Here is a 9,951-nt window from a genome sequence, read left to right as displayed (position 1 = left end):
TCACTTCTACCAGACCATTCGTTGTTTCATCTGCACCTTTGATGTTAGAGACACGTTGCAGGTTCATGATGTCAACACCGTATTCACGTACATGTGCTTCCATTTCAGCAGCAAACTTGGGACCTTGGGTTTTTTGAATCGAGGTAAAGTTTTCGATGTCCATGGTGTCCATGACCTGACCGCCCATGCGCTCAGCCACGATACCTGTACGGATACCTTTACGCGCTGCATAGATTGCAGATGTATTACCTGCAGGACCACCACCAATCACCAGTACATCAAAGGCGTCTTTGGCATTGAGCTTTTCAGCCTCTTTTGCTGCAGAGTTGGTATCCAGTTTTGCCACGATTTCTTCCAACGTCATACGACCCTGACCGATATGCTGGTTGTCCTGGAACACCATCGGCACCGCCATGATTTTGCGTTCTTCCACTTCATCCTGAAAGAATGCCCCATCAATCATGGTGGCTGTTGTGCCCGGGTTGTAAATTGCAATCAGGTTTAAGGCTTGAACCACATCCGGACAGTTATGGCAGCTGAGTGATACAAATACATCAAAATCAGATTTGATCCCTAAGCCTTTAATCGACTCTAAAACTTCAGCAGATACTTTCGGTGCATAACCAGAGCTTTGTAGTAAAGCCAGAATCAGTGAGGTGAATTCATGCCCCATTGGCAGACCTGCGAAGTAGACACGTGGTTCTTCACCTGCTTTGGCAATACCAAAGCTTGGTGCACGTTGGTTCTGGCCATCAAAACGCGCAGTGACTAAATCAGATAATGCAGCGATTTCCTCTACCAGTTCTTTGATTTTTGCAGATTTGTCGGAATCATTTAAAGTCGCAACCAGTTCAATCGGGCTTTCCAGACGTTCGAGTAGTGTTTTTAATTGAGCTGAAGTATTTTGGTCTAACATTGCTAAGCTCCAAAGGAATAAATATTTATTTGATAAAGCGATATTAATGCATAAATCAAAATAGGTAAAACAGTTTGTTTTTATATTATAAATCGTTTTTTTAGATCATTGGTTTGATAATTATTTTTGGTATTTCAACTTTTAATTTTTATACTGTTTCATCAGCAGATAAAAAATGCTCCTAAACAGGAGCATTTCTAAAACATTAATTTATCCGTTGCTCGATACGCAAGGATCGGCCTTTGATTGAATTGGCCAAGAAGAACAGAACCAAACTCAGAAATGCCGATAAAATGGCCACTCCAATAATCACCAGATAAGTGATCTGACTCAACTGGTTTGCCTGTTGTACTTGCGTATTTACACTCTTGGCAACCGGTGTCATGGCTTGACCATAGATCTGTTGCTGCATGGTCCAGAGTTGTTCCGACTTAAAGCCATATTGCTCAAATTTTGCATCCTGCTTTTCTGCTTCTACCAGATTGAATACATAAGGTTTTGCAGCCGATAAATCTTGCGGTTTATGCAAAAGTGCTGTTTGTGCCAGTAAATAAGATTTTACCGGTGCGGCAATCTCTGAATCGGCGAGGTATCGTGCAATTTCACTGTCATTGATATTGCTATCGTAATACACCACCTGCTGATAAGCATCATGCCGGTCATTCCGTAAATCATGCTGCCAGTAAGTTAATCCCGACCAGATCACGATAAAGGCAATTAGCCAAGCGACAAATTTCAGCACAAAAGACTGAAAGCGCACATAAAAGAAACGCAGTTTCTTTAATAGGCCAATGATAAAAAATGCACCGATAAAAGAAGCAAAAATTTTAATAATCAGCCAGCCAAACCAGCTCAGCAAACTAAAAAAATAATCCGGACTATCACCAATGCTGGCCAGCGTGGCATCTACACTGACCGGTAAATGTAACTGCTGCACTTCGGTACTCAGGCCAAAAAAGCCATAGACCAGTTCCTGCTGAAAAAACAGACCAATGATGGAGGCAATAAATACCGTAGAACTGGTGATACCCAATAACATCAAATTGCGTTGACGTTTCTTGAGCGCAACCACGCCTTGCTTGATCTCACCAGGAGACACCGCATATTTATCTAAGGGAGGCAATCTTTACTCCTTTTAGATCTTCAACCACAATATTTAGTTGGGCTTTGATCCGCTCGTACTTGATTCAATCACCAAGTGATTCAGATTATCCTGTAAAGCCTTTAAACGCACGGTTGCTTCTGTGCGTTTTTGTACACCTTCTTTCTGAATCTGTATCACATCATTGACTGTTTTAATGAGGGTGTTTTGCACATGTTCAAGCGTTTCGATATCAATTACGGAGCGCTGATTGGCTTTTGCGGTATCGACAGAGTTCTGATGCAATAGATCTGCATTACGGCGCAGCAGTTCATTGGTGGCATCATCAATGGTATTGGCCAGCTGGACACTGTTCTTTTGTTCACTCAGAGAAATGGCCAGACTGATCTGGTTTTTCCATGCCGGTAAAGTAATATTTTTAATCGCATAAAACTTGTCGACCAGCATCAGGTTGTTGGACTGGATAATCCGGATCATCGGCAAGGTTTGCATGGCAGATTGCTGCAAAACCTGCAAATCGCTGACCCGTTTTTCCAGATTATTGGCCAGATGGTTCAGATCATAAATTTTCTGTGTTGTGCTCTGATCTTGCGGCAAAGCGGTTAAAGCGGAGATTTCCTGCTGTAGCTCCTGCTCACGTAAACGGCCGGCAGCAATATGTACCCCGAGCTGTTTATATTCATCCTGTACCCCGTCAAACATTTTATCCAGGGTATCCACACGCGCTTTCAAACCGGACTGCGAGGTTTCAATTTCTTTGACCAGCACATCGAGCTGCTCTTTGGTGGTATTGAAATGTGCATCAAAGTTGCCTTTTGCGCCTTTGAACTTGCTGATGATATTGCCAAAAAAACCTGAACTTTTCTTTTGACTTAAAATGCTGCTGGTATTCAGTTGCTGGGCCACCTGCACCACCTGATTCAGTTTCTGCCCTGTCGCATCCAGATCTCTATTTTGGACCAGATTCAGTAATTCATCAGTATAGGTCGAGGTTTTGGTCGCAATATTTTTACCATATTCAGCCACGCTGTTATGACTCATATCCTGCAATTCTTTACGTGCTGCCAGTACTTCCTGAAAGTCAGCAGGTTGCAAGCCCAGTTCTTTCAGATCCATTTGCTGAAATTTTTGTTCGACCAGTTCATTCGAGCTTTCAACAGGTAAATTTACTAAATCAGACTTGGTCATGGTTCACCTTATATTGTTATGTTTTCGAGGGTTTCTCGAGGGATTTTTTTAACGTTTTAATCAGACTTTCACGGCTATTATCAAGTTTTTCCAGATCACTTGTCGAGTGCTTGCTCTGGCTTTGTTGGACATGATATTGCCAAGCCGGAATCAAGACCTGTTGCGCTTCTTTAAAGCGGTCTAATAAGCTAAAGGACAGCTGCTGTGAAAGCTGCATCTGGGTAATGGCAATGTCATTACTGCTTTGCAAGGTACGCAGTGTATTGATTTTCTTGGAAAGCCGCTCAGAAAAATTATCCAGTGGATGCTGGTTTTTGATGAACAGCGGATATTCTGATAAAAACTCGTCTGCCGCGACAATATGCTTGGCCATCTGCTCACGTAGACCCAAAAGCTGCTGAAAACGGGCCTGAGATTCCTGGATTTCAATCTGTAACTTACGACTTAGGTGATCTGCTTGATCGAGTAAACGGTCCAGTCGCTGATAATATTCAACCTGACTCGAACCATAATCCAGATCGATCCCAAGCCATTTTTGTAGTGCATTAAATTTACGTTTTTTCAGATATTTTTTAGATTCTGCCAAAGCCTGAATCAATTGCTCAATGGTCTGGCTCAGCTGTTGGGTCAAATGCGGATCGACCCCATTTAATAACACCGATTGTGCCTGAATCAGAGAATCCGCATAATGATTCAGTCCATATTGATGGCTCAGTACAGGCACAAGTTCATTACGTTTGATCGCCAGTATTTCTTCACGATCAAAAGACATGTCAGTCAAGGCGGGTAAAGCTTCAAATCGCGACATGACGAAGACTGTATCCTTTTAGAGAGATTAAATAAAAATCTTGAATATCCTCGAATGTAGCAAAAAAACAGACCACGTTGTGTATATTTATCCAGAAATTCGTTACATCACTTTAACTAAATCCATGTTTTATCTTTATTTTAATTATATTTTTTGCAATGAAAGCAAATGTGTTTGATAAATTTTGCTGTACTGCTAGCTTAGTCTGATGAAACTCTTGAACATCAATCATAAATCATAGATGAAAAAAGCCATATTACTATGGCTTTTGAGCATGCGTTCAAGACAATATCAGAGATAATCCCCGGTACTCTCTGGCTGATAAAGCACTTTTTCAATGGTCACTTTCATGGTGTGGCCATCTGGTTGTGGCCATTCAATGGTTTGACCTTCGGCTAAGCCCAGAATGGCTGCGCCTATCGGTGCAATCACATTTACCTGACCTTTATCACCTTTAAACTCATGTGGGTAAACCAGTGTGACTTCCACAGGCTCTGGAGACGGTGCAATAGTCAGTAACACACGCGAATGCATGGTGACAATATTACTTGCGATCTCCGCGGGGCCAACTATTTCAGCACGTGCCAGTTCATCTTCCAGACGAATCATGGTTTCGCTCAGCTTGGTCTGATGCTCAAGCATGGTTTCCAGACGATCTAAATCCTGCTGAGATAAAATAATAGTGGTTTTATTCATCCTGATTACCTTTGTTAGATACCTAAATAAAAAATTAATGAATCAACAGCCAACAGGAACACCAAATACAGGTTGTGCCCATATTTGAATGATTCCTATAAATACAATGTTCAGATTTAAAGAAAATGATCTCACTCACAGCGCTTATTGCACCAACACCTGAGCTCGTCTGAAATTTGCATAAAAATTTTCAGGTACTAAGCAGAATGTACAGGGTGGATCTAAAAAGCTGGCAATGAATAAATCAGTTCTTTTAAATATTTAAAAATGAGATTGGTCTATAAAAAACTTTAAGCCAGATTCAGAAAAACGCAATATGATTTTGTTGATGACTCATTTTCTTGTCCTATCAACATCAGCTATTAAATATTAGGCCTGAATCATGGTGCGATATAGATATAGTTTAACTCGAATTGCGCTAAACCAAATCCTGATTTTTTCTCGTCATTTTAACAGCTATAAAAAAAGCTCCCGGTTGGGAGCTCCTTTCCGATTAAAACCGATTATGCATAAACTGGGAATTTAGCACATACAGTTTCAACCTTCGCTTTCACCGCGTTAATGACCGTTTCATCACCTTTCGCATCCAGAATGTCAGCAATCCAGCCCGCAAGGTCACGTACTTCAGCTTCACCGAAACCACGGGTTGTTACTGCAGGTGTGCCGATACGGATACCTGAAGTTACGAACGGAGAACGTGGATCGTTTGGTACAGAGTTTTTGTTCACAGTAATGTGAGCAGCACCTAACCAGGCATCCGCTTCTTTACCTGTGATATCTTGTTTGATTAACGACAACAAAAACAAGTGGTTCTCAGTACCGCCAGACACAATATCATAACCACGAGCGATTAGCACTTCAGCCATGGCTTTTGCATTCACCACAACTTGTTTTTGATATTCTTTGTATTCAGGCGCCATCGCTTCTTTAAAGCAGATCGCTTTCGCTGCAATCGCGTGAACCAAAGGACCACCTTGGTTACCCGGGAATACAGCAGACTGTAATTTTTTCTCGATTTCTTCGTTTGCTTTCGCAAGGATTAAACCAGAACGTGGACCACGAAGTGTTTTGTGAGTCGTTGTCGTTGTTACGTCAGCAATTTGCACTGGGCTTGGGTAAACGCCAGCAGCAACCAGACCTGCAACGTGCGCCATATCAACAAACAGGTAAGCACCCACTTTGTCCGCGATGTCACGGAAACGCTGCCAGTCTACGATTTGGCTGTATGCAGAGAAACCTGCAACGATCATACGTGGCTTGTGTTCCACCGCTAAACGTTCAACTTCTTCATAGTCGATTTCGCCAGTTTCTGGGTTTAAACCATATTGAATCGCGTTATATGTTTTACCAGAGAAGCTTACTTTTGCACCGTGAGTCAAGTGACCACCGTGAGCAAGGCTCATACCCAAAACTGTATCGCCAGGGTTAAGAAGCGCTAAGTAAACCGCTGAGTTTGCTTGTGAACCAGCATGTGGCTGAACGTTAGCATAATCAGCACCAAAGAGTTCTTTAGCACGGTCAATCGCCAATTGTTCGATCACGTCTACGTATTCGCAACCGCCATAGTAGCGTTTACCTGGGTAGCCTTCCGCATATTTGTTAGTGAGTTTTGAACCTTGAGCTTCCATGACTGCTGGTGAGCAGTAGTTTTCAGAAGCGATTAGCTCAATATGAGCTTCTTGACGAGCATCTTCATTCGAGATTGCTTGAGCTAATTCTGGATCAAATTCAGCAATAGAGATATTGGCAAACATTAGCGAGGTCCTATTGATTTAGGGCTTTTAAGCCGTGCTAAGATTGGCGCGTATTGTAGCATGAAGTTTTGCATTTTCGATCATGAACTTTCTGCAGTTTTTTATAAATATTGCTCTAGCCTTTAGAAATCATGACCAATTTAAGTAAAATCAAATTATTGAATTGGCGTTAAAGTTTTTAACTTTTAAAATTTTGAGCATTTTTTATTCCTTCACCATCTAGTCTTGCTTGAAATGTGAAAAGACTGGTTTTCTCGAGCGCTTTGCAAGCATTTTAAAATGAGATTCAAGCTAAGTTCCGCTTACCTTTTTATCCCCTATAAACCTAGAGCAGCGACTTCGTGGTAATCCCTAGAACATTTCAGGTGTACCGCTAAATCTTTTCCTGCATGAGAGTTCTGAACCTTAACCTGCAGCAAGATTGGATTTATTGACAGCATTCTTTGCGCTAAAAAGTATATTTTTTAATATTCAGCCTAATCTTTTTCCCAATTTATCGTTAATATGAGTCTGTCTCTTCTTTTATGGTGCTCAACGCATGCAGGCCATTATTCTTGATACCGAAACGCATACTTTAAATGGTCAACCCATTGAAATTGCCTATGCGCCTGTCGCAATTGTAGACCATAAAATCAGTATGGATAAAAGCCGCCTGTTTGATCAGCTCTATTCATGTGACGAACCCATTTCTTTTGCCGCCATGGCGGTGCATCATATTCTGGAGTCTGACCTGGAAGGTCAGCCACATTACAGTACCTTTCGCCTGCCAGATGAAACGATTTATATGATTGGTCATAATATTGATTATGACGTTCGTGCTGTCGAAAAATGTGGGGTAGATACCTCGAAAATTAAAGCGATTTGTACACTGGCTTTAGCACGTCGGGTCTGGCCCGATGCAGAAGCACATAATATTTCTGCACTGATTTATATGATTACCAAAGGCAGTGAACGAGCACGTGAAATGATCCGTAAAGCGCATCGTGCCGATATGGATATTATTTTAACTGCCAACATCCTGATGCATATCGTACACCACCTGAAAATTAACAGTATGCAGGAGCTGTTCGATGCTTCTGAAGATGCCCGAATTCCACGTACGATTAACTTTGGTAAACATCGCGGTAGCGCAATTGCAGAGCTTCCTGCCGACTATGTGCAATGGCTATTGCGCCAAGATGAACTGGATCCTTATTTGCGTAAGGCTCTCGAAAATACAGCGATTAGCACGCTTTAAACCCCTTAAAACAAGTATCTGTTTTTTAATATATTCTTCATATTATTGTAATTATCCCAGACTATGCTCTAGCTGAATTTAGTGAACAACTCATTCAGCTATGATGCATTTTTATAAAACTCCACGTGGGGTCGAGGTGCTACAGAATCGCTCTATCCCCTTGACCGCACGCCAACGCCGCTTATTGGTGCTAATCGGCAGCAAAGATTTTGATCTGTTACATGAGAGATTAAAGCAGCAACTAGCTCCCGCCGAGCTTTTAGAGCAACTTTGTGAAATGGATTTAATTGTTCCGGCTCACACCAGCATAATATCAAACAGTCCACATCAGACCGGCATAGAAGTCGATACCAAAATCAATTTGGCGCATTCCGAGATTTACCGTCCCTTAAATTCACCTCTGCCCGTCCCTTGTGTAACCGAGAACCGCAAAAACCTCCTAGTTCCTATCGAAGAGCTGCAAGAAAATTCATCTATTGAAACAAATCCAGACAATCAACCCCATCTACCCGAACCGCAAGCTTTATCTTTTGAAGAGCTCAAATATCTGATGATGGAAAGCTTACAAAAATATTGTGGCTTGATGGCCAAACAGCAAATTCAGCATATTTTACAGGTACAGGATGTGCGCAGTTTAAAAATGTGCCAAATACAGTGGATCACCTCACTGCAGGAAAGCCGACTTCCTCCGCAAGAATTGAATCACATTCTAAAACAGATCAATTTTTCTTTGGCACAATTACAGCAAAATCAAGCTCATGAATAAGCATGTCTTAGTCTTTTAAACTCTTAAATGAGTGACTTTAGCAATCAAGCAGATTTAGATTTCAAATATAAGTAATTGATTTTACACTATATTTATATTATCTCTAAATTTAAAGCCTGAAATATCAGACTTAAGCGGGATAGAAAAAACCTGAAAATCTCGCCATATAGTGATCATTAAAATCCGCTTGGTTGCTATATGTCACATTATTTAGAATTCGATGCGTTTGATAACCCCATGCAACTGAGCAAGGTGGGCAATTGGGTCATTACCTTTTTAAGTCCGGCTGAAGAACTGGAACTTGTGCAACTGGCAATTACCTATGTACTGCCCCGCCAGCTCAGTGACAGTTTACAACCGCGACGTGTAGTGATTCAAAAAAGCTCTATCGAACACCATTGGCTGATTCAAGCCATTGAATGTTTTGACAGTAATACTCGTCAGGAAATTTCTTTAAGCCCCGAACATATCACCGCTCAGAAAACCTTAAAACAGATTCTGCAAGAATTTGAAAAATATGATGTGAATTTACAACTTAAGTACATCTAATTTCTGGCTCACCTCGGTGGGCTTTTTTATTAATAGGGGATAAATTTTGCTTTTCTGCATTCATTAAAAACTCACCAGGAAGGTGAGTTTTTAATGGCTAAACCTGTAATATCGGATAGATGGACTCAATTTTTTCACCTTTGTATAACGTATTGATCCAGTTATTCTACGACTTTATAAATATTTGAAGACTTTTGACTTTCAAATAACAGTTCAATACTCGGTAAAATAGTTTCGCCATCTACCACGATATGTTCAATTTTTTTTACCAGATCAATTGCATCATGCTGATGTTGCTCTGCAAATGAACGTAATAAAGCTTTCGCCTCAATGACCTTGCTAAATTGGTCTTTCACCTTTATATCAATAATCTTTGACATTTTCCTCTCCTTTCTATTTTCTAAGTTTCCATTTTTTATATCACACTTAAATCGCTTATTTAACGTCAAGATGTTAGCGAATTTGGCAATGTAAACTTTTTTATATGAATCAATTAGAAAAGAAATTATCTGGAATCATTAAACAAAGCTTTATAACAGACATTAAAAAAGCTCGCATTGCTGCGAGCTCTGTGTTGGATGGCTAGTGCTAGATTTATTGTTTGGTGATCAACATCAAACTCAACTAACTGTCATTGATCCGTCCAACTTATCGGTAGCGTCTTATTGGTTTTACGACCTACCATGAATTCAATATAGCAACATTTTTCAGACCTACAAGCCCTCTTTACACTTCTAAAAGAAGACTCATACAAGATTTAAATTGTCATTTTTCAAAACTAAATTATGATATTTCAGGCTTATTAATTTGGCGGATTCAAGCGGCAAGTGCAACAGTATAAAAACCAGCCATAACTTCACTAGGCGTATACCAACCTAGTGTTTTTCTAGGACGATGGTTGAGTGCAAATTCTATCTGCTCTATTTGTTCGTTTG

The 9,951-nt window shown here is 40.7% G+C and carries 10 protein-coding genes and 1 pseudogene; 3 read left to right on the top strand and 8 right to left on the bottom strand.

Features of this window, described 5'->3' with window-relative positions:
- The 6 genes from FTU45_RS14420 to glyA all read right to left on the bottom strand — a co-directional run.
- Positions 1–916, bottom strand: a 916-nt coding sequence (locus FTU45_RS14420; RefSeq protein WP_180076635.1) for a thioredoxin family protein, incomplete at its 3' end; no start/stop codon positions are given.
- Between the two features lie 205 nt (positions 917–1,121).
- Positions 1,122–2,039: a hypothetical protein gene (locus FTU45_RS14415; RefSeq protein WP_180076634.1), complete on the bottom strand. Its 918-nt coding sequence runs from the start codon at positions 2,037–2,039 to the stop codon at positions 1,122–1,124.
- A 33-nt stretch (positions 2,040–2,072) separates the two neighbouring features.
- Positions 2,073–3,206, bottom strand: coding sequence for a toxic anion resistance protein (locus tag FTU45_RS14410; RefSeq protein WP_180049264.1), 1,134 nt, complete (start codon positions 3,204–3,206; stop codon positions 2,073–2,075).
- Positions 3,207–3,222: 16 nt separating this feature from the next.
- A complete protein-coding gene (locus FTU45_RS14405) occupies positions 3,223–4,014 on the bottom strand; it encodes a tellurium resistance protein (protein ID WP_180076633.1) in 792 nt (263 codons plus the stop codon).
- A gap of 291 nt (positions 4,015–4,305) precedes the next feature.
- Positions 4,306–4,710, bottom strand: coding sequence for a nucleoside diphosphate kinase regulator (gene rnk / locus FTU45_RS14400; RefSeq protein ID WP_005097501.1), 405 nt, complete (start codon positions 4,708–4,710; stop codon positions 4,306–4,308).
- 503 nt (positions 4,711–5,213) lie between these two features.
- Positions 5,214–6,464, bottom strand: a complete 1,251-nt coding sequence (glyA, locus tag FTU45_RS14395; RefSeq protein ID WP_005097502.1) for a serine hydroxymethyltransferase — start codon at positions 6,462–6,464, stop codon at positions 5,214–5,216.
- Positions 6,465–7,002: 538 nt separating this feature from the next.
- On the opposite strand from glyA, the gene FTU45_RS14390 reads away from it, so the two are divergent.
- The 3 genes from FTU45_RS14390 (at position 7,003) to FTU45_RS14380 (ending at position 9,016) form a co-directional block, all read left to right on the top strand.
- Positions 7,003–7,701, top strand: a complete 699-nt coding sequence (locus tag FTU45_RS14390) for a DNA polymerase III subunit epsilon (RefSeq protein WP_005097503.1) — start codon at positions 7,003–7,005, stop codon at positions 7,699–7,701.
- A gap of 100 nt (positions 7,702–7,801) precedes the next feature.
- Positions 7,802–8,467, top strand: a complete 666-nt coding sequence (locus tag FTU45_RS14385; protein WP_180076632.1) for a hypothetical protein — start codon at positions 7,802–7,804, stop codon at positions 8,465–8,467.
- A 198-nt stretch (positions 8,468–8,665) separates the two neighbouring features.
- Complete coding sequence (locus FTU45_RS14380; RefSeq protein ID WP_180076631.1) at positions 8,666–9,016, top strand: hypothetical protein; 351 nt, start codon at positions 8,666–8,668, stop codon at positions 9,014–9,016.
- Positions 9,017–9,177: 161 nt separating this feature from the next.
- On the opposite strand, the gene FTU45_RS14375 is transcribed toward FTU45_RS14380, so the two are convergent.
- Both FTU45_RS14375 and FTU45_RS14370 read right to left on the bottom strand, forming a co-directional pair.
- A complete protein-coding gene (locus tag FTU45_RS14375; protein ID WP_005097507.1) occupies positions 9,178–9,396 on the bottom strand; it encodes a hypothetical protein in 219 nt (72 codons plus the stop codon).
- A gap of 436 nt (positions 9,397–9,832) precedes the next feature.
- Positions 9,833–9,951 (bottom strand): annotated as a pseudogene (locus FTU45_RS14370) (IS30 family transposase); the annotation flags it as partial.

Source organism: Acinetobacter sp. YH12106, assembly GCF_013418995.1.
Classification (GTDB): domain Bacteria; phylum Pseudomonadota; class Gammaproteobacteria; order Pseudomonadales; family Moraxellaceae; genus Acinetobacter; species Acinetobacter pseudolwoffii.
This window is presented reverse-complemented; position numbering and strand designations above follow the sequence as displayed.